General features: G+C 72.5%; 15 protein-coding genes. 3 read left to right on the plus strand and 12 right to left on the minus strand.

Translation table 11 applies throughout. From position 1 onward, the window contains the following. Positions 1 to 12 precede the first annotated feature (12 nt). Entirely contained in the window at positions 13 to 1,734 is a 1,722-nt protein-coding gene (locus J2S41_RS32040; protein ID WP_310373583.1) for a metallophosphoesterase family protein, read from the plus strand. 6 nt (positions 1,735 to 1,740) lie between these two features. On the opposite strand, the gene J2S41_RS32045 is transcribed toward J2S41_RS32040, so the two are convergent. The 7 genes from J2S41_RS32045 to tmk form a co-directional block, all read right to left on the minus strand. Next, positions 1,741 to 2,586: a PSP1 domain-containing protein gene (locus J2S41_RS32045; protein ID WP_310373585.1), complete on the minus strand. Its 846-nt coding sequence runs from the start codon at positions 2,584 to 2,586 to the stop codon at positions 1,741 to 1,743. A gap of 383 nt (positions 2,587 to 2,969) precedes the next feature. After that, the gene (locus J2S41_RS32050) at positions 2,970 to 3,398 is read right to left on the minus strand and encodes a DUF1801 domain-containing protein (protein WP_310373587.1); all 429 of its coding nucleotides are present in this window, start codon (positions 3,396 to 3,398) and stop codon (positions 2,970 to 2,972) included. Between the two features lie 54 nt (positions 3,399 to 3,452). Further along, entirely contained in the window at positions 3,453 to 4,121 is a 669-nt protein-coding gene (locus J2S41_RS32055) for a hypothetical protein (RefSeq protein ID WP_310373589.1), read from the minus strand. Between the two features lie 18 nt (positions 4,122 to 4,139). Then, on the minus strand, positions 4,140 to 4,439 hold the full coding sequence (locus tag J2S41_RS32060) for a type VII secretion target (RefSeq protein ID WP_310373591.1): 300 nt from the start codon (positions 4,437 to 4,439) through the stop codon (positions 4,140 to 4,142). Positions 4,440 to 4,459: 20 nt separating this feature from the next. Beyond that, positions 4,460 to 4,783, minus strand: a complete 324-nt coding sequence (locus tag J2S41_RS32065) for a YbaB/EbfC family nucleoid-associated protein (protein WP_310373592.1) — start codon at positions 4,781 to 4,783, stop codon at positions 4,460 to 4,462. A 120-nt stretch (positions 4,784 to 4,903) separates the two neighbouring features. Continuing rightward, a complete protein-coding gene (locus tag J2S41_RS32070) occupies positions 4,904 to 6,124 on the minus strand; it encodes a DNA polymerase III subunit delta' (protein WP_374728188.1) in 1,221 nt (406 codons plus the stop codon). Beyond that, on the minus strand, positions 6,124 to 8,178 hold the full coding sequence (tmk, locus tag J2S41_RS32075) for a dTMP kinase (protein WP_310373595.1): 2,055 nt from the start codon (positions 8,176 to 8,178) through the stop codon (positions 6,124 to 6,126). Before tmk ends, J2S41_RS32070 begins: the two co-directional genes overlap by 1 nt. A gap of 217 nt (positions 8,179 to 8,395) precedes the next feature. Here tmk and J2S41_RS32080 point away from each other — a divergent pair, with 217 nt between their 5' ends. After that, the gene (locus tag J2S41_RS32080) at positions 8,396 to 9,610 is read left to right on the plus strand and encodes an amino acid deaminase/aldolase (RefSeq protein WP_310373597.1); all 1,215 of its coding nucleotides are present in this window, start codon (positions 8,396 to 8,398) and stop codon (positions 9,608 to 9,610) included. Positions 9,611 to 10,352: 742 nt separating this feature from the next. Here the strand turns inward: J2S41_RS32080 and J2S41_RS32085 are convergent. Continuing rightward, a complete protein-coding gene (locus J2S41_RS32085) occupies positions 10,353 to 10,982 on the minus strand; it encodes a TetR/AcrR family transcriptional regulator (RefSeq protein ID WP_310373599.1) in 630 nt (209 codons plus the stop codon). 135 nt (positions 10,983 to 11,117) lie between these two features. On the opposite strand from J2S41_RS32085, the gene J2S41_RS32090 reads away from it, so the two are divergent. Then, complete coding sequence (locus tag J2S41_RS32090) at positions 11,118 to 12,437, plus strand: D-arabinono-1,4-lactone oxidase (RefSeq protein WP_310373600.1); 1,320 nt, start codon at positions 11,118 to 11,120, stop codon at positions 12,435 to 12,437. 24 nt (positions 12,438 to 12,461) lie between these two features. On the opposite strand, the gene topA is transcribed toward J2S41_RS32090, so the two are convergent. The 4 genes from topA to J2S41_RS32110 form a co-directional block, all read right to left on the minus strand. Then, positions 12,462 to 15,305 carry a type I DNA topoisomerase gene (gene topA, locus J2S41_RS32095; RefSeq protein ID WP_310373602.1) on the minus strand — a complete coding sequence of 948 codons (2,844 nt, stop codon included), beginning with the start codon at positions 15,303 to 15,305 and terminating at the stop codon, positions 12,462 to 12,464. 339 nt (positions 15,306 to 15,644) lie between these two features. After that, entirely contained in the window at positions 15,645 to 16,292 is a 648-nt protein-coding gene (locus J2S41_RS32100; protein ID WP_310373604.1) for a hypothetical protein, read from the minus strand. A 94-nt stretch (positions 16,293 to 16,386) separates the two neighbouring features. Then, the gene (locus tag J2S41_RS32105) at positions 16,387 to 16,920 is read right to left on the minus strand and encodes a hypothetical protein (RefSeq protein ID WP_310373607.1); all 534 of its coding nucleotides are present in this window, start codon (positions 16,918 to 16,920) and stop codon (positions 16,387 to 16,389) included. A 79-nt stretch (positions 16,921 to 16,999) separates the two neighbouring features. After that, complete coding sequence (locus tag J2S41_RS32110) at positions 17,000 to 19,351, minus strand: sodium-translocating pyrophosphatase (RefSeq protein ID WP_310373608.1); 2,352 nt, start codon at positions 19,349 to 19,351, stop codon at positions 17,000 to 17,002. Positions 19,352 to 19,426: the final 75 nt, after the last annotated feature.

Genomic DNA, 19,426 nt, shown 5'->3' on the forward strand with positions numbered 1-19,426 from the left:
TAGATTGTCCCGGTGACCGTCGATCCCACCGAGGTGCCGGCGGAGGCGCAGCCCCGCGTCCGGCCCCGTCCCGCGTCCCTCGATCCGCGCGAGCTCGGCTTCACCCCGCAGGCGCCGGTGCCGTGGCTCGCGCCGCTGCTGCTGATCAACGCGGGCCTGCGTACCCTCCTGGCCCATCTGTTCGGGGCCTATCTGGACAAGCGCGAGTTGCAGATCGCGCTCGGCCCGCCCCCGGAGCACGACCACAGCGACGTGGACGAGTTGTGGATCGACTACGTGGCCGACCTGGGCGACGGGTTCGACGCCACCTACTCGATCGCCTACCTGCTGGCGCAGCCGGAGCTGCGGCCGGACGGCGTGGACCGGCCGTTGCCGCGCGGGCGGCTGCTGGTGATGGGCGGCGATCAGGTCTACCCGACGGCCAGCGGCGAGGCGTACGAGAACCGGTCCAAGGGCCCGTACGAGGCCGCGCTGCCCGTGGCGCCGGGTGAGGGCGCGCAGCCGACGCTGTTCGCGGTGCCGGGCAACCACGACTGGTACGACGGGCTGACCGCGTTCCTGCGGTTGTTCGCGCGGCGGCGGGACGCGGAGTTCGGTGGCTGGCGGACCGAGCAGCGGCGCTCCTACTTCGGGATCAAGCTGCCGCACGGCTGGTGGCTGCTGGGCCTGGACGAGCAGGCCGGGTCCTACATCGACGATCCGCAGTTGGAGTACTTCCAGGAGCTCGCGGCGCGGATTCGCCCGGAGGACCGGATCATCCTGGCGGTGCCGGCGCCGACCTGGGTCAAGGCCGCGGACCGGCCGGGCGCGTACGACTCCGTCGACTACTTCGTGCGCAAGGTGCTGGCCCCGACCGGCGCGCAGGTGCGCCTGATGGTCAGCGGCGACCTGCACCACTACGCGCGCTACTCCGGCGCGGACCGCGAGCTGATCACCTGCGGGGGCGGTGGCGCGTACCTGGTCGCCACGCACTCGCTGCCGGAGACGATCACCGTGCCGCCGCGGGAGACGCTGGTCCGCAGCGCCAGCCCGCACCGCGACTACGCGATCAAGGGCCGGTTCCCGACCGTGCGGGAGTCCCGCGGGTACATCCCGGGGATCTTCTGGCGGCTGCCGCGCAACAACCCCGGATTCGCCACGTTCATCGGCATCCTGCACACGATGCTGATGCTCACGATGAGCGGCGCGGTGCGCGGCGAGGAGTCGTCGCCGCAGCTCATGACGCTCCCGCTCGGCCTGATGCTCTTCTTCATCCTGGGCGCCACGATCGCGTTCGCCAAACCCCCGAGGATCGGCCAGCGGGGGTACGCCAAACACTGGCTGATCGGCATCGCCCACGGCCTGGCGCACCTGGCGCTGGGCGCGCTCGGCACCTGGCTGTGGCTGAGCAGCCCGGTGTCCACGTGGGAGTGGCAGGTGGTGACGGCCGCGGTCGTCTACGGCCCGATCGCCGGACTGGCCGGCACCGAGCTGCTCGCGCTCTACCTGGTGATCGCCAACTTCTTCACCGTGAACGTCAACGAGCTCTTCGCCGGCCAGGGCATCGACGACTCCAAGTCGTTCCTGCGCATGCGCATCGCCCCGGACGGCACGCTCACGGTCTACCCGATCGCGCTGCGCAAGGTGGGCCGCCGCTGGCGCGCGGCCCCCGACGCGCCCGAGGACTCCCCGTGGATCGTGCCGGCCACGCCGCTGCGCCCGCACCTGGCGGAGGAGCGGCCGATCACGATCTGAGCGCGGTCAGGCCTGCGGGTAGGCGGCGTCGTGGGCCTGGCGCGGGCCGCAGACCGAGGCGCGAGAGCAGGAGCAGCGGGAGCCGTCCGCATCGAGGCGCACGATCACCTCGTCGCGCGGGACGCTGTGCCCGACGACCTTGCCGTCGCCGTGGTCCGTGGTGACGCGGGAACCGACGGCCGGCGCGGTGGCCTGGAACTTCTGGTACAGCGGGTGCTCGTACTTGAGGCAGCACATCAGGCGGCCGCAGGCGCCGGAGATGCGCAGCGGGTTGAGCGGCAGCTCCTGGTCCTTGGCCATCCGGATGGTGACCGGCTCGAAGTCGGTGAGGAAGGTGGCGCAGCACAGGTCGCGGCCGCAGGAGCCGATGCCGCCCTGGACGCGGGCCGAGTCGCGGGCGGAGAGCTGGCGCAGCTCGACGCGGCAGTGCAGCGTGGCGCCGAGGTCGCGGACCAGGGAGCGGAAGTCGACGCGGTGCGGCGCGGTGAAGTAGATCGTGGTGCGGGCGCCGCCGTTGCCGCCGGTGGACTCCAGCACGTGATCGATCGCCACCACCTTCATCGGCAGGCCGTGCTCGCGGATCAGCCGCTTCGCGGCGACCTTGGCCTCGGCCTTGCGGCGGCGCTGGGCTTCGTCGCGCTTGAGGTCCTTCTCCGTGGCCATGCCGGCCAGCTTGGGGAAGCCGTCGGTGTCCTCGGTCACCCACTGGGCCGCCCACACGCACTCGGCCACCTCCGGACCGTCGTCCGTGGGCACCAGCACCTTGTCACCCACGGCGGGGCGCAAATCGCCCGGATCGAGGTAATACAGGCGCCCATAACGGTTGAAACTCACCGCACACAGCATCCCCATCCCTTCACAGTACGTCGTGGGACGGCCATCGGGGAGTGCCCGGGAGCACGGTGGTTTGTCCGCGATACGTGGTTCGGCACGACCGGCCGGAAGGCGCTGACCGTCCGGACAGGACATCGACACCGGCCGTGTCCGAAGCGGCGGCGGGCAGTTGGGCAGGTGTCCACAGGCCCTGCGGGGGGTGCAGGGAACGGCGGCGGCGTCGCGGCCGGAGCGGCTCTTGGCACCAGCCCTCCCGCCCGCGACTCCGCCGCCTTCCGCGGGCCGGGCGCCCCCCACGGTTCTGCGGAACCACCCACGGACGCCGCAGGGAGGAGCGCCAGCGACGACCGGTGCCCGCGGGAGCATGCGCAAGGCGGCCCCGCCGGAAGCGGGAAGATGAATCAGGTCCCCGAGGTCAGGGTCTTGCCGTTGACGGCGGTGAAGGCGCCGGAGATCAGCTCGCGCAGGGCCTCGCTGTCCACGTCCGAGAGTCGCTTGACGTAGAGGCAGGACTTGCCGAGCGTGTGCGGGCCGAGGCGCTTCATGATCTCGTCGTAGCCGTCGAACCCGGGCGACAGGTAGAACGTGAGCGCGGCGCGGCGCGGGGAGAAGCCGACGGCCGGCCAGTCGCCGCTGCGGCCGGACGCGTACTCGTAGCGGTACGCGCCGAAGCCGACGATGCTGGTGCCCCACATGACCGGCTCGGCGCCGGTGACGTCGGCCATCAGCGCGCACGCGGTCTCCGCGTCCTCGCGGCGGCGGGCGTCGGTGACGGAGGCGAGGAAGCCGGGCACGCTCGCCGTGTTCCGCTGGGTCTTCGGCTCAGCCATGCCGCCCACGGTAGGCCGCTGACCGGCGGGTTGTCGCACAGACTCGCACAACGATCAGTAACGGGTACGCAGCACACCACTGTCCGGCGGCGGCAGCGGCTCGTCGGCCGGCTCCCGGTAGCCGATGCCGGCCAGTCGGTCCGTCCACTCCGCGTGCAGCGCCTCGCCGTCCTCGACGATCTCCGCGACCACGGCCAGCACCCGGGCCGCTATCTCCGCGGCCGCGGACGCCACCACCAGTTCGTCGTCCGCGACCGCGCCGGCCAGCGTGACCGCCTCCGCGGAGGCCAGCGACGCGGCCAGCACGGACGCGAGCGCGGTCCGGGAGGAGGCGATCCAGGCGTCCAGCGCGGCCGTGTAGTCGGCCGTGGCCCGGAGGTGGCCGGCCAGGCTCGCGCCGCCACCGGCCAGGTGGTCGGCGAGGCCGGCCCGGTACCGCTCGAACGCCTGCGCGCCCGCGCCCTCCCAGTCCTGCGGCGTGCCGATGGCGTCGCGCGCCTCCACGTACTCCCGGCCGACCTGGCGCAGCGACGCGCCGGCGGCGGCCAGCGGCGCGGGCCGCAGCGCGATGATCGCCTCGACGGACGGGAGCGTGAGCGCGCCGAGCCGGCGCAGCAGGGGCCAGAGGCGGTGCTCGGTGGGGGCGCCGTGGGCGTGCAGCGCGTCGTCGACCCGGCGCAGCAGGTCGGCGGCGGGCTCGGCGAGCGCGTCCAGCTGGTCCATCTCAGGAAAGGCCTCGGGTCATCGGTCGCGGAATCGGCCGGCGGTGGCACGATCGGTCTCGGCGTACGCGGACGCCGCGATGCGCAACGACTCGGCCGCACCGGCGAGGCGGGCGGCGGTGGACGCGGCCTCGCGGGCGTGCCCCTCCACGACGCGGGTCCACTGGCTGCGCAGTGAGCGGTGCAGCTCGCCGAGGCGGCCCGGCGCGTCCGCGCCGATCCAGGTGGCGGTCTCCAGGTCGACGAGCTTGCGGTACGCCGAGTCCAGGGTCGAGGCCGCGCCGTCGAGTCGGTCGGCGGCCTCGCGCATGCTCTCCATCCGTGGCTCCCTGAAGTGAGTCAGTCCGCGAGGGACGGGTAGTCCGCGAAGACCTCGGCGCGGAGCTTCTCCCGGGCCCAGCGCGCGGCCTCGGTCGCGGCGGTGACCGCCGCGGTGACGGCCTCGGACAGCTCCCGGCCGGTGCGGCCGTGCAGCGTGCCGAGGATGCGCACGTCCGTGATGGCGCCGGCCGCGGTGACGTCGACCTCCACCGAACCGTCCGAGGAGCGGACGGTCACCGCGACGGCCGCCGCGGCCCGGTCGAACTCGGCCTGCGCGGCCTGGATTCGGCGATAGCGCGCGATGGCCTCATCGACCCACGCCTCGTCGATTTCCCGGGGCATTCACGGCTCCCTCACCGAATGTGTGCCCTCCGTTACGGCTGAGCACACTACCGCCGAACGGCTGTCGATGTAATCCCCAGCCGGGCAGAGCTATCGGAGATTGAAATCCCGCTGGTGGAATCAGCCCTTCCACAGGGAGAGCATCATGGCCTCCACCGCGATCCGCGGCTTCACGTTGAGCGTGATCGCCTCGCGGCAGCTCAGCACCGCCTCCAGGCGGCGCAGCGTGCTCTCCGCCGTCCACTTCCCGGCCGCGGCCCGCGCGCTCGCCGCGGTGTCGCCGTGCACCGGCCGGACCGGCGCGCCGAACTGCGCGCTCAGCACGTCGCGGTAGAAGCCGGCCAGGTCGACCAGCGCCCGGTCCAGCGCGTCCCGCTGTGCGCGGGTGGCCCGCGACTTCTGCCGCTTCTCCAGGTCCTTCAGCAGGCCGGCCGCGCCGCGGATCGCGCCGGCCGCGCCCCGGCCGGTGCCGCCCGCGCCCAGCGCCCGCTCCAGGTCGGCACGCTCCGTGCCGTCCAGCTCAGCGACCAGCGCGGCCGCCTCCGCCTCCGCGGACTCGATCAGCGCGGACGCCGCGTCGAACGCCGCGCCCACGCTGGTCAGCTTGCGCGGCACGGCGAGCACCGCCTCGCGCCGCTTGCGCACCTCCGGGTCCTCGGCCAGCCGCCGGGCCAACTCCACGTCCCCCTGCGCGGCCGAGGCGGCCCACTCGGCCACGTCCGCCGCCACGCCCTGCCGCTCGGTCAGCGCCGCGGCCAGCGCCTCGGGACGCGCCTGGACCAGCGGCACCACGCGGCACCGGGACCGGATGGTGACCGAGATGTCGTCCGGGTGCGTGGACGGCGTACAGAGCAGGAAGACGGTACGCGGGGAGGGCTCCTCGATCGCCTTCAGCAGCGCGTTGCCCGCGCCCTCGGTGAGCCGGTCCGCGTCCGAGACCACCACCACCTGCCAGCGCCCGCCGGACGGTGCCGTGGCGGCGCGCAGCACCAGCGCGCGCATGTCCTTCACCGCGATGGAGAGACCGTCCGGCACCACCATCCGCACGTCCGCGTGGCTGCCGGCCAGCGTCGTGTGGCAGCCGTCGCACTCGCCGCAGCCGACGCCGGTGCGGCACTGCAGCGCGGCCGCGAACGCGCGGGCCGCCTCCAGCCGGCCGGAGCCGGGCGGGCCGGTGACGATCCAGGCGTGCGTCATCGCGCCGGTCCGGGTGCCGCCGGTCGCGCCGTCCTCGGCGCTCAGCCCGCGACCGGCCTTGACCAGCGCGTCCGCCTCGGCGGCGGCGCGCCGGAAGGTGACCGTGGCCGAATCCTGGCCGACCAGCGCCGCGAAGACGTCCATCAGGCACCGTTCCTTCCGTTGTCCGCGCCGGCCATGACCGGTTCGTCCCGGTCCTGCGTCATGGCCAGCACCCGGTCCATGATGGCCCGGGCCAGTTCCTCCGGCGAGCGCGACGCGTCCAGCACCAGGTAGCGGCGGGGGTCGGCCGCGGCCAGGTCGAGGAACGCGTACCGCACCCGCTCGTGGAACGAGGTCGCCTCGCGCTCCAGCCGGTCCGCGCCCTCGCCTCGGCCGGCCGCCCGGCTCAGGCCCACGGCCGGGTCCACGTCCAGCAGCACCACCAGGTCGGGCTTGAGTCCGCCGGTCGCCCACGAGGACAGCCAGGAGATCTCCTCGACCGGCAGCGTCCGGCCCGCGCCCTGGTACGCCAGGGACGAGTCGATGTACCGGTCGCTGATCACCACCTCGCCGCGGGCCAGCGCGGGCCGGACCACGGTGGCGACGTGATGCGCGCGGTCGGCCGCGTAGAGCAGCGCCTCCGCGCGCGGCGACGGCGAGTCGCGGTGCAGCACCAGGTTGCGGATCTCCGCGCCGATCTCGGTGGCGCCCGGCTCGCGCGTGCACACCACCGTCCGGCCGTGCCCGCGCAACGCCTCGGCCAGCGCCTTGACCTGCGTGGACTTGCCCGCGCCCTCGCCGCCCTCGAACACCACGAAGAGGCCGTCCGCGTGGCCCGGCTCGGCCGCGGAGAGCGGGCGCCCGCGCATCGAGCCCCACAGGTCGGCCAGCACCGGCACGCCGCGCTTGTCGTCCATCTGGCGGAAGGCGCTGATCCCGGCCACGATCCCGACCGCGCCCGCGACCAGCAGCAGGGCGCGCGTGGAGGAGAACGAGACGCTGACGCCGGCGATCTCCACGCGCCGCGAGCCACCGGCGCCGACGATCACGCCGGAGAGCGCGATCGCGATCATCAGGATCATCCGGGTGCCGGTGTTGACCACCGCGAAGACCCGGCCGCGCACGTCGTCGCCGATCTCGCCGCCGAGCAGCGTGGTGCCGGCCAGGAACGCCATGCCCGCGCCGGCGCCGACCAGCAGCGCGCCGAGGATCGCCATGGCCAGGTGGAGCGCGAACGCCAGGAACATCACCGAGCCGGCCGCCAGCACGATGCTCATGCCGAACCAGCGGCGCCGGGACAGGTTCCGGACGATCACCGGGCCGAGGCCGATGCCGGCGCCGAGCCCGATGAACAGCGTGCCGAACAGCAGGTAGAACGCGGCGTCGCCGGCGCCGAGCGAGGCGGTGAAGAACCGGGCCGTGCCGATCACGATGCCGCCGCCGCCGAACGCGCCGAGGATGCCGAGCACCAGGCCGCGGACCATCGGGGTCTTGCCGACGTACTTCCACCCGTCCACGAACTGGCGCAGCATCCCCTGCTCGCGGACCTCGCGCCGGTCACCGCGGCCGCTGATCTCCTTGATCCCGAAGAAGACCACGACCGCGATGGCGAGCCGGGAGAACGCGTTGAAGTAGAGCGCGAGTTGCGCGGGCTCGGCCCACTCCGGCGGCTGCGGCACCACGCCGGAGCGGACGAACGCGTCCAGCGCGGACAGGCTGAGCGCCGCGATCACCGGCGTGATCCCGTAGGTGGTGATCAGCGTCAGCTGGTTGGAGATCTCCAGTCGCGCGCGCGGGATCAGGTTCGGGACCGCGGCCTCCTTGGCCGGAATCCAGATCAGCGTGATCGCCTCGATCAGGAACGTGGCGACCGCGGCCCACGTCACGATCAGGCCGGCGTTGTCCACGACCAGCGCGGTGAGCGGGATGGAGAGGAACAGCAGGAAGCGGAGGATGTCGCAGACGACCATGGTGAGGCGGCGGTCGAAGCGGTCGGCCAGCACGCCGGCCACCGGGCCGAGCACCAGTGCCGGGAGCAGCCGCACCGCGATCGTGGAGCCGAACACCAGCCCCTTCGCGGCCGAGCCGGTCACCTGGGCGGAGGCGAAGATCGCGGTGGCCAGCAGGCCGAGCCAGTCGCCGAGCGAGGCCACGCCGAGCACCAGCCAGAGCCGCCGGAACGGCCGGATGCGCATGACCGACCGCAGCGCCTTCATCCCGGACAGGTCGACCTGTCCGCCCGCCTGAGTGTCGATGGCCGTACCTCCGCGTGCCGGCCCCTCGCTGGGCGCCCCCGGCAGAACACTCTAGCGGCGGTGTCCTCCGCCCCTCGCTCCCCGTTTCCCTTGATCGAGACCCGAGCGGATTAACCGTTCACCCACCCATACGTGAAGGAGGCTCGCGTTGCCCGGCCCATCCCGATACCGTACGCACGTGCCCCCCACGGACCGTGCAGCGCTGCGCGCGCGACTCGACCGCGCCACCGCCCACCTCGACCCGCCGGTCGGCGTGGTCGACCTGGCCGCCTTCGACGCCAACGCGGACGCGCTGACCGCCCGCGCGCAGGGCAAGCCGATCCGGGTCGCCGCGAAGTCGGTGCGCTGCCGCGCGCTGCTCGACCGCGTGCTGGCCCGGCCCGGGTGGGAGGGCGTGATGGCGTACACGCTGCCCGAGGCGATCTGGCTGGTCCGCTCCGGGGTCAGCGACGACGTGCTGGTCGCGTACCCGACCGCCGGCCGGGCCGCGCTCGCCGAGCTGGGCGGCGACCCCAAGCTCGCGGCCGCGATCTCGATCATGGCGGACAGTCCGGCGCAGCTCGACCTGATGGACGCGGTCGCCCCGCCCGGCGCGCGCGAGGAGATCCGGGTCTGCCTCGACCTGGACGCGTCCTGGCGCCCGCTCGGCGGCCGGCTGCACGTGGGTGTGCGCCGCTCCCCCGTGCACTCCGCCGCACAGGCCGGTCGGTTCGCCGAGCACGTCGCGCACCGCAAGGGATTCCGACTGGTCGGGCTGATGGCGTACGAGGCACAGATCGCCGGCCTCGGCGACGCACCCCCGCGCCAGGCCGCCCGCGGCGCGATCATCCGCGCCATGCAGAAGCGCTCCGGCGCCGAGTTGCTCCCCCGCCGCATCGCCGCGGTCGCCGCCGTGCGCGAGCTGGCCGACCTCGAGTTCGTCAACGGCGGCGGCACCGGCAGCGTGGCCGCCACCGCACAGGATCCGTCCGTCACCGAGGTCACCGCCGGTTCCGGCCTCTACGGCCCCGCGCTGTTCGACGCGTACCGCGCCTGGCAGCCCGAGCCCGCCGCGTTCTTCGGCCTCTCCGTGGTCCGCCGCCCCGCCGACGGCTTCATCACCGTCCTCGGCGGCGGCTGGGTCGCCTCCGGCCCCGCCGAGAAGAGCCGCCTCCCCCTCCCCTGGCTCCCGGAGGGCCTCGACTACGTCGGCACGGAAGGCCCCGGCGAGGTCCAGACCCCCCTCTCCGGCCCCGCCGCCGCCTCCCTCCGCCCCGGCGACCGCGTCTGGTTCCGCCACGCCAAAGCCGGCGAACTCTGCGAACACGTCAACGAACTCCACCTGATCGAGAATGACCAGGTGACCGCCACGGTCCCCACGTACCGCGGCGAGGGGCACGCTTTCCTGGGCTGATCTTCCTTCTCCCACTCCCGGCGGGGCCGCTTGCCGCACGCTCCCGCGGGCCAACCTCCGGCTCCCCTCCGACTCCGCTGACGCTCCGCTCCGGTCCGCCGTCCGGAGCCGGTGCCGCCGCCGGCCCCTGACAACCCCCACCGGCACTGCCGCCACCCGCGCCGGTCCATCGCTCCGGTTGCGGGGCGAGGGCGGTCCCGGGCGTTGGCACCGGGCGCTCCGCGCCCGAATCTCGTCTTGTCGAGAGCGCGGCCGTACGTCCATTGCGACGTTGTGAGCCTCAGGCACGTCATTCTCGCCGAATAAGGTGCCTGAGGCTCACAAAGTCGGTCACCAGCACATTCGCGTGCGGGATCTGTCGGGGGGACGTCGATGGGGCTGCCTTATGCCGGCGTGGCGTCGCATCGGGGAGATGACGTTGGCCGTCCAGGTTTTGCCCAGGCAGCACTGAGGCGCGGGGCGTTGTGGCCGGAGGCGCGCAGACCCCGGGAATCACGACCACGGCGGATCCGGCGCCGGCGAGGGTGGCCGGAAGCCGGTGGTTGTGGGTGGGGGCCGCGGAACTGGCTCCGGCGCGGTGACCGGAGCGGAGCGCTAGCGGAGTCGGAGGACGCCGCGCGGTTTGCCCGCGGGAGCGTGCGGGGAATGAGCCGCCGGAAGCGGGAATATCAAGATTTTTCGGGTTTGATGAGATTCGGCGGGGGCGCGGTTGTGGTCGAACCCCCGCCCGGTTTTCAGTTTTTCAGACGCCGACGTGCGATTGGAGGTAGTCGCGGATCAGCGTCTTGGACTCCTGGATGATCTGCGTGTCGCCGTCGGGGTCGCGGCGGAACGCGAGCTTGATCAGGGAGTCGGCCGTGGTGACCGCGATCTCCAGTGCGAAACGGAGCTTGGGCGTGTCCGCGACGGCGAACTGCTCGTGCAGGACCTCGGCGATGCGGTTGGCGATGACCACGTTGTTGTCGCGTTCCTCGTCCAGCAGGTGCACGTCGACGACGTCGCCGAAGTGCAGCGTGCGGAAACCGGCGACGGTCCGGTGCATGCCGATGAACTCGTCTATCGCGGCGTCCACCCCGTCCCACCACTGGGCGAGGTTCCCGGCGGCGAACCGGGCGGACAGCCGCTCGAGGTAGGCCTCCATGTTGCGCAGGGCGAGCGCCTGCACGATGGCCCGCTTGTCGGGGAAGAACTGGTAGACCGACCCGATCGCCACCTCGGCGCGCTCGGCGAGCAGGGTCGTGGTCAGTCCCTCATATCCGACCTCGTCGACAAGCTCGGCGCAGGCGTCGAGCATGCGCTGGACTCGCGCTACGCTGCGTCCTTGAACAGGTACGCGACGTAGGGGTCCGGCGGTGACAGCTGTTGTCGACACGCGTCGCAACTCCCTTTCGGCAGAGAGAAAACAAAGGTTACTCGGCTTAACGAGCGAGTGGCCGCAAGGTGTTTACTCTCCGTCTCCGTGCTGATATGAATTCAACTCACGTTAGGTGTGACCCTGGGGGACGCCATGACCCGCACAGCACCGGCACCGACTCCGACGTGGTCCAACTGGGCCGGTAACCAGCAGGTCAGGCCCGTGCGGGTAACGATGCCGGTGAGCACCGACGAGGTGTGCGTCCTCGTCCAGGATGCCGCCAGGGAAGGGCGCCGCGTCAAGCCCGTGGGCACCGGTCACTCGTTCACGTCGGCCGCCGTGGCGGAGGACATCCAGGTGGATCTGCGCCGGATGTCCGGGCTGGTGTCGGTGGACCGGGAGGCGCGGCTGGCCACGGTGCAGGCCGGGATCGATCTCTGCCGGCTCAACGACGAGCTGGCCACGCACGGGCTGGCCATGCCGAACCTGGGCGACATCAACGTGCAGACCGTCGCCGGGGCCATCTCCACCGGCACGCACGGGACCGGCGCCGGCTACGGCTGCCTCTCCACGTTCGTGGAGGCGTTGACGCTGGTCACCGGCGCCGGCGAGGTGCTGCGCTGCTCCGCCACGGAGAACCCGGACGTGTTCGCCGCCGCCCGCGTCGGGATCGGCGCACTCGGCGTCATCACCGAGGTCACGCTGCGCTGCGCGGACGCGTTCGTGCTCCGCGCGCACGAGACGCCGGCGCTGCTCGCGGACGTGCTGGCCAGCCTGGACGACCGGATCGGCGGGAACGACCACTTCGAGTTCTACTGGTACCCGTACACCGACCGGGTGCAGGCCAAGACCAACAACCGGGTGCCGCTGGACGACGCGCCGCTCAGCCGGTTCCGCGCCTGGCTGGACGACGAGTTCCTGTCCAACACGGTGTACGCGGGGGCCTGCCGCCTCGGCCGGGCCATTCCCGCGTTCGTCCCGGCCGTCCAGGCCGTCTCCGCCCGCGCGCTCACCGAACGCACCTACACTGCCCGGTCCGACCGGGTGTTCTGCACGCCGCGCCGGGTGCGGTTCACCGAGATGGAGTACGGCGTGCCCCGGGCGGCGCTGCCGGAGGCGCTGACCGCGTTGCAGCGGATCGTGGCGTCGCTGCCGTTCAAGGTGCAGTTCCCGGTCGAGATCCGGTTCACCGCGCCGGACGACATCTGGCTCTCCCACGGGTACGGCCGCGAGTCCGCCTACCTGGCCATCCACCAGTACGTGGGCGCGCCGTACGAGCCGTACTTCCGCGCGTTCGAGCGGGTCGCGGCGTCACTGGGCGGGCGGCCGCACTGGGGCAAGCTCCACTACCGCGACGCGGACTCGCTGCGCCCGGCCTACCCGCGCTTCGACGACTTCCTGACGGTCCGCGACCGCCTCGACCCGTCCCGCACCTTCCAGAACGACTACACGGCCCGGGTGCTCGGCGCCTGACCCGCGGGCCAGGCGCCGGTCCGGTCAGGAGGCGTCGGTGGTGGCCTTGGCGGGCGCGGCCTTCTTGGCGGGCGCCTTCTTCGCGGCGGTCGCCTTCTTGGCCGCGGTGGCCTTCTTCGCGGTGGTCGCCTTCTTCGTGGCGGTCTTCTTCGTGGCGGTGGCCTTCTTCGCCGGGGTCGCCTCGCCGTCCGCCGCCTTCTTCGCCGGGGCCTTCTTCGCGGCGCGCTTGCGGGCCGGGGCCGGACCCTTGGCGCGCTTCTCGGCGAGCATCTCGGAGGCCTCCTCCAGCGTGAGGGCCTCCACGGTCTGGCTGCGGCGCAGCGATGCGTTGAACTCGCCGTCCGTCACGTACGGCCCGAACCGGCCGTCCTTGATGACCAGCGGCTTCTCGGTGGCCGGGTCGACGCCCATCTCGCGCAGCGGCGGCGCGGCGGCCCGGCGGGCACCGCGCGTCTTAGGCTGGGAGAACAGCTCCATCGCGCGGTCGAGCGTGACCGTGAAGATCTGCTCCTCGTTCTCCAGCGAGCGGGAGTCGTCGCCCTTCTTCACGTACGGCCCGTAGCGGCCGGAGAGCGCGAAGACCTCCACGCCGTCCGGGGCCACGCCGACCAGGCGGGGCAGCGAGAGCAGGCGCAGCGCGTCGGCCAGCGTCAGCTCGTCCGGCTTCTGGCTGCTGAACAGCGAGGAGTTCTTGTCGCCGCTGGACACGTACGGCCCGAAGCGGCCGGACTTGAGCAGCACCGGCTCGCCGGTCTCCGGGTGCTCGCCGAGCTTGCGCTCACCGCTGCCGCCGCCGAGGAACAGCTCGTCGACCTTCTCCGGGGTGAGCTCGTCCGGGGCCAGCGCCTCGGGGATGGAGACGCGGCCCTCGTCGGAGGAGTCGGCCGGCTCCTCCGTGTGGTGCGTGCGCTGCAGGTACGGCCCGTAGCGGCCGACCCGGACCACGACGTCGCGGCCCTCGTCGTCGCGGAACAGCGGGATCGAGTTGACGCTGCGCGCGTCGATCTCCGCCAGGTTCTCCGTGACCAGCTTCTTCAGGCCGCCGGCCCGAGCGATCGACGCCTCGGCGCCGGCACCGCTGCCGAAGTAGAACGCGGTGAGGAAGTCCGCGGACCGGGCGTCGCCGCCGGCGATCTCGTCGAGCTGGTTCTCCATCGCGGCGGTGAAGTTGTAGTCGACCAGGCCGGGGTAGTGCCGCTCCAGCAGGCCCACCACCGCGAACGCCAGGAACGACGGAATCATCGCCTGGCCGCGCTTGGTCACGTACCCACGGTCCTGGATGGTCTGCATGATCGACGCGTACGTGGAGGGGCGCCCGATGCCCAGTTCCTCCAGCGCCTTGACCAGCGAGGCCTCCGTGTACCGGGACGGCGGCTGGGTGGTGTGGCCGACCGCGTCCAACTGCTCCGCGGTCAGCGGCTGGTCCTTGACCAGGTTGGGCAGGCGGCGCTCGGCGTCCTCGGCCTCCGCGTTCTCGTCGTCGGAGGACTCGACGTAGGCGCGCAGGAAGCCGGGGTCGGTGATGGTCTTGCCGGTGGCGCCGAAGTCGGCCTCCTCGCCGGCGCTGGAGACCGCGCGGATGCGCACCGAGACGGAGGAGCCGACCGCGTCGGTCATCTGGGACGCGATGGTGCGCCGCCAGATCAGCTCGTAGAGCTTGTACTCCTCCGTGGTCAGCTCGTTGGCCACCTCGCCGGGCGTGCGGAACACGTCGCCGGCCGGGCGGATCGCCTCGTGCGCCTCCTGCGCGTTCTTCACCTTGCCGGTGTAGCGGCGCGGCTGCGGCGGCACGCTGGACGGCCCGTACAGCTCCGCGATCTGGCTGCGGGCGGCGGAGAGCGCGGACTCGGAGAGGTTCACCGAGTCGGTACGCATGTAGGTGATGTAGCCGTTCTCGTACAGCCGCTGCGCGGTGCGCATGGTCTGCTGCGAGCTGGAGCGCAGCTTGCGCGCCGCCTCCTGCTGGAGCGTGGAGGTGATGAACGGCGCGTACGGGCGGCGCCGGTACGGCTTCTCCTCCACGCGGGTGACTTGGAAAGGCCGCCCGTCGAGGCGGGCGGCCAGGCCGCGGGCTCCGTCCCCGTCGAGGTGGATCACCCCGGCGCCGGGCCGCACCCGCCCGGTGGTCGGCTCGAAGTCCTTGCCGGTGGCGACGCGGTCCCCGTTCAGCGCGATGAGCGTGGCGTTGAAGGTGCGCGGGCCCTCGACCTGGCCGGTGACGGCGAGGCGGGCCAGGATGTCCCAGTACTCCGCGGTGCGGAACGCCATGCGCTGCCGCTCGCGCTCGACCACGATGCGGGTGGCGACGGACTGCACGCGGCCCGCGGAGAGACCGGTGCGCACCTTCTTCCACAGCACCGGGGAGACCTCGTAGCCGTAGAGCCGGTCCAGGATGCGGCGGGCCTCCTGCGCGTCGACCAGGTCGCGGTCGAGCTCGCGCGGGTTCGCCACGGCGGCCTGGATGGCGGGCCGGGTGATCTCGTGGAAGACCATCCGCCGGACCGGGACCTTCGGCTTCAGCGTCTCGATCAGGTGCCAGGCGATGGCCTCGCCCTCGCGGTCCTCATCCGTGGCGAGCAGGACCTCGTCGACGTCCTTGACCAGCGAGCGGAGCTTGGTGACCTGCTTCTTCCGGTCGGGGGAGACGACGTAGAGCGCGGTGAAGCCGTTGTCCACGTCGACGCCGAGCCGGGCCCACGGCTTGTCCTCGTATCCGGACGGGACCTCGGCGGCGTTGCGGGGCAGGTCGCGCACGTGCCCGAAGCTGGCCTCGACGACGTAGCCCGGGCCAAGGTAGCCCGAGATCGTCTTAGCCTTCGCCGGTGACTCGACGATGACCAGACGGGTGCTCTTGGCGTTGCTCGGCACGTTACTCCTGACCTCGGTGGATCCCCTGCGAGTGGATCGCGGCGTCTATCGGCGGCTGACTGCGCGCGGGTCGGATCGGCCACGGCTGATCATGCGCGCCGCTGCGCCGACCGATCCACGGTAACGCGGTCTGTGGCCGGCGGGTCGCGCGGGACCGTCGGCTCCCCACGCTACCGGGCCACCGGCGCCATGGATCGGCAACGCCGTCCGAGCGACCGCTGTTCCCCCCAACGGTGTCCGCTGCCGGAAAACGTCGGCACGGACCAGCACCATCGTGCCGGTCTATGTGTCGGTCCTCCAGTCACCGTAACTGTCGGAGATTAGACAGTACACCGGGGGTCAGGAGGGCCACGCGGACTCCGGCGCGGCGTCCGGACGTTCGCCGACCAGGTCGGCGAGGCGGGCGATCCGGCGGCGGCCGGAGATGCGCAGTCCCGGCTCACCGTCCGGCGGCGTGGTGAGCCGGCTGGGCAGTCCGGCGGCGTGCAGCGCGGCGCGGACGATCTCCCAGACCGGCTCGTCGTCGCGGCCGAGCCGCAGCACGTACCCGGAGGCGTCGGGCGCGCCCGCGGCGGCGACCCAGAGCCGGAGCCGGAAGCCGTTGAGGAAGAACGCGCGCGGCGGGCGCTTGGGGTCGCCCGGCTCGCGCAGCCAGGCGCGGCCGAGCGGCATCAGCGTGGTGGCGTACGCGGTGCGCACCTCCAGCCGCTCGTCCTCCGTGCGCGACCAGGTCGCCTGCAGACCGCGGCGGGTGATCTCGGGGACCAGCACGTGCACCCGCCACGGCTCGGCGACGGTCACCGAGACCCGCGCGGTGCCTCCCATCCGGACGATCTCCCCCGGCCCGGCGAGCAGCCCGGCCAGGTCCGCGACGCCCGGATCGTGCGCCTCCACCCCGAAGAGCGTGGGCTGGTCTCCCCGGCCGCCGCCCCGGCCACCCTCCCCCGAGTCGGCCGAAGGCCGTCCCTCCTCAGGGTCTTGATCCATGTTTCTCGGCGCACCCCGCCGCCGCCCCTTTTCAAGATCAAGATCTTGCGGGGGTACGTCCGGGAGTCCCGGGATCGGCGGGTTGACCGACACCTCAACGGCACTCCGGCACCTGGTCGAAGGCCTCGCGAAGCTCCTCCGACTTCAACGACGACGTGTCCAGCGCGGTCTTGTCGTACTCCGTGTCGAGCGTGGCGACCACCTGCTCAACCCCGGCGTAGAACGCGTCCGCCTTCGTAGTGTCCAGCGCCTTGACGCCGGTCAGCGCATTGTCGTAGGCGGCGCGCACGCCCTCCAGCGACGTCAGGAAGCCCTTCGCCACGCTCTCGCCGTCCTCCACGTCCGGCACGCCGGCCCGCTCGACGCCCTGGCGCGCGGTCTCGCTGGCGTCCCTGGCCCCCTGGAACAGCCGCGCCAGGTTCTCCTGGGCGGCGCTCGGCGTGGTCTCCGCGCTCATCTGCTGCTGGGCGCGGGTGGTCAGCGTGCTTATCTCGGTGCGCCACGGGCCCAGCGCCTGGCAGACCGCGGACGCCCACGCCTGGGGCGTGGCGCCACCGCCGCAGCCGGCGGAGAGCAGAAGGAATGAGGTGAGGACCGCGGTGATGGACACCATGCGGGGGGTGCGCATGGAGAGCAGCGTACGACTGCGGGCCGTGCGCGCGCGATGCCGCCGGGGAGCATGCCGGCTCCCCGGCGGCATCACCACGTCAGGCGCGCACGGTCTCCTGGTGCGGTGGCACCTGCGTACCGGCCGGCGGCGGCGCCTCGCCCATCGAGATCGGCTTGCGCTTGCTCCAGACCACGGCGGCCACGATGACCAGCGTCGCCACCGCGGCGATGGCGATCCGGACCGGCGTGTTCGCGTCGTCGCCCACGCTGAGCATCACCACGCCGGGCGCGATCAGCAGACTGACCAGGTTCATCACCTTGATCAGCGGGTTGATGGCCGGGCCGGCGGTGTCCTTGAACGGGTCGCCGACCGTGTCACCGATGACGGTGGCGGCGTGCGCCTCCGAGCCCTTGCCGCCGTGCGCGCCGTCCTCGACCAGCTTCTTCGAGTTGTCCCACGCACCGCCGGAGTTGGACAGGAACACCGCCATCAGCGTGCCGGTGCCGATCGCGCCGGCCAGGTAGGACGCGAGCGCGCCCGCGCCCAGGCCGAACCCGACCGCGATCGGCGCCATGATCGCCAGCAGGCCGGGGGTGAGCAGCTCGCGCTGCGCGTCCCGGGTGCAGATGTCGACCACACGGCCGTACTCCGGGCGCGTGGTGCCCTCCATGATGCCCGGGTTGTCCCGGAACTGGCGGCGCACCTCGACGACGACCGCGCCAGCCGAGCGGGAGACCGCGTTGATCGCCAGGCCGGAGAAGAGGAACACCACGGCCGCACCGACCAGCAGGCCGACCAGGTTGCGCGGGTCTGACACGTTGAGCAGCGCGTCGATCGACAGCTGCTCGCCGGCGTCGCTGATCGCGGTCGCGATCGTGTCCCGGTACGAGCCGAACAGCGCGGTCGCGGCCAGCACCGCGGTGGCGATCGCGATGCCCTTGGTGATCGCCTTCGTGGTGTTGCCGACCGCGTCCAGCTCGGTGAGCGTGCGCGCGCCGGCCTCGTCCACGTCGCCGGACATCTCCGCGATGCCCTGCGCGTTGTCGGAGATCGGGCCGAACGTGTCCATCGCGACGATGACGCCGACCGTGGTCAGCAGGCCGATGCCGGCCATCGCGACCGCGAACAGCGACAGGATGATCGAGCCGCCGCCGAGCAGGTACGCACCGAACACGCCGGCACCGATCAGCAGCGCGGAGTAGACCGCGGACTCCAGGCCGACGCTGATGCCGGCCAGGATGACGGTGGCCGGGCCGGTCAGCGAGGACTTGCCGATGTCCTGCACCGGGCGCTTGTCGGTCTCGGTGAAGTAGCCGGTCAGCGCCTGGATCGCGGCGGCCAGCACGATGCCGATCACGACCGCGCCGAGCGCGAGGATCTGCGGGTTACCGGTGAACTCGGTGCTCACGTTCGGGTCGTTGAAGCCGGCGAACGTGTTCGGCAGGTAGAGGAACGTGACCGCGGCGACCAGCGCGGCGGCGAGCGCCGCGGAGATGTAGAACGCCCGGTTGATCGCGGTCAGGCCATTGCGGTCGGACGCGCGCAGCCGGGTGATGAAGACGCCGACGATCGCGACCAGCACGCCGACCGCGGAGACGATCAGCGGGAAGACCAGGCCGTCCTCGCCGAACGCGGCGCGGCCCAGGATCAGCGCCGCGACCAGGGTCACCGCGTACGACTCGAACAGGTCCGCGGCCATGCCGGCGCAGTCGCCGACGTTGTCGCCCACGTTGTCCGCGATGGTCGCGGCGTTGCGCGGATCGTCCTCCGGGATGCCCTGCTCGACCTTGCCGACCAGGTCCGCGCCGACGTCCGCCGCCTTGGTGAAGATGCCGCCGCCGACCCGCATGAACATGGCCAGCAGCGCGGCGCCGAAGCCGAAGCCCTCCAGCACGGTCGGCGCGTCGCCCTTGTAGAGCAGCACCACCAGCGCGGCGCCGACCAGGCCCAGACCCACCGTGAGGAACCCGACCACGCCGCCGGTGCGGAACGCGATCTGCATCGCCTTCTCCCGGCCGCCGGTCGCCTCGTTCGCCGCGGCGGCCACGCGCAGGTTCGCCCGGGTGGCCAGCGCCATGCCGGCACCGCCGATGAACGCCGAGAAGACGGCACCGACCACGAAGAACGCGGATCGGCCGATCTTGACCAGCGTCTCGTTGCCGTCGGTCTCGTGGACCGGCAGCAGGAAGAGCAGGACGAGGGCGATCACCACGAAGATGCCGAGCGTCTTGAACTGGCGGAAGAGATAGGCCGACGCGCCCTCCTGCACGGCGCCGGCGATCTCCTGCATGTTGGTCGTTCCCTTACCGGCTGCCAGCACCCCGCGGACGAGCGCGAGGGCGAACCCGAGCGCCACCAGCGCGATGACCGCGGCGACGACGACGTACGAGAGATTCGTACCGGTAAGGGACAGGCCGTCGCCGGCGGCGACGGAGCTGTTCCCGGACATCGATGTCCTCCTCAATTCCTACCGAGCGCGCACCAGCCGGCGGACGAACCGGCGGCCGCAGCCACGCGGCGTGGC

Origin of the sequence: Catenuloplanes atrovinosus, assembly GCF_031458235.1 — a bacterium.
GTDB classification, from domain to species: Bacteria; Actinomycetota; Actinomycetes; order Mycobacteriales; family Micromonosporaceae; genus Catenuloplanes; species Catenuloplanes atrovinosus.

What these genes read in the sequence shown, in the direction of transcription:
- J2S41_RS32090 (WP_310373600.1), top strand. Translation starts at nt 11,118, where the DNA reads ATGACCCGCACAGCACCGGCACCGACTCCGACGTGGTCCAACTGGGCC.
- J2S41_RS32065 (WP_310373592.1), bottom strand. Translation starts at nt 4,783, where the DNA reads ATGCCCCGGGAAATCGACGAGGCGTGGGTCGATGAGGCCATCGCGCGC.
- J2S41_RS32070 (WP_374728188.1), bottom strand. Translation starts at nt 6,124, where the DNA reads ATGGACGTCTTCGCGGCGCTGGTCGGCCAGGATTCGGCCACGGTCACC.
- J2S41_RS32100 (WP_310373604.1), bottom strand. Translation starts at nt 16,292, where the DNA reads ATGGATCAAGACCCTGAGGAGGGACGGCCTTCGGCCGACTCGGGGGAG.
- J2S41_RS32110 (WP_310373608.1), bottom strand. Translation starts at nt 19,351, where the DNA reads ATGTCCGGGAACAGCTCCGTCGCCGCCGGCGACGGCCTGTCCCTTACC.
- J2S41_RS32050 (WP_310373587.1), bottom strand. Translation starts at nt 3,398, where the DNA reads ATGGCTGAGCCGAAGACCCAGCGGAACACGGCGAGCGTGCCCGGCTTC.
- tmk (WP_310373595.1), bottom strand. Translation starts at nt 8,178, where the DNA reads ATGAAGGCGCTGCGGTCGGTCATGCGCATCCGGCCGTTCCGGCGGCTC.
- J2S41_RS32060 (WP_310373591.1), bottom strand. Translation starts at nt 4,439, where the DNA reads ATGGAGAGCATGCGCGAGGCCGCCGACCGACTCGACGGCGCGGCCTCG.
- J2S41_RS32105 (WP_310373607.1), bottom strand. Translation starts at nt 16,920, where the DNA reads ATGCGCACCCCCCGCATGGTGTCCATCACCGCGGTCCTCACCTCATTC.
- J2S41_RS32055 (WP_310373589.1), bottom strand. Translation starts at nt 4,121, where the DNA reads ATGGACCAGCTGGACGCGCTCGCCGAGCCCGCCGCCGACCTGCTGCGC.
- J2S41_RS32045 (WP_310373585.1), bottom strand. Translation starts at nt 2,586, where the DNA reads ATGGGGATGCTGTGTGCGGTGAGTTTCAACCGTTATGGGCGCCTGTAT.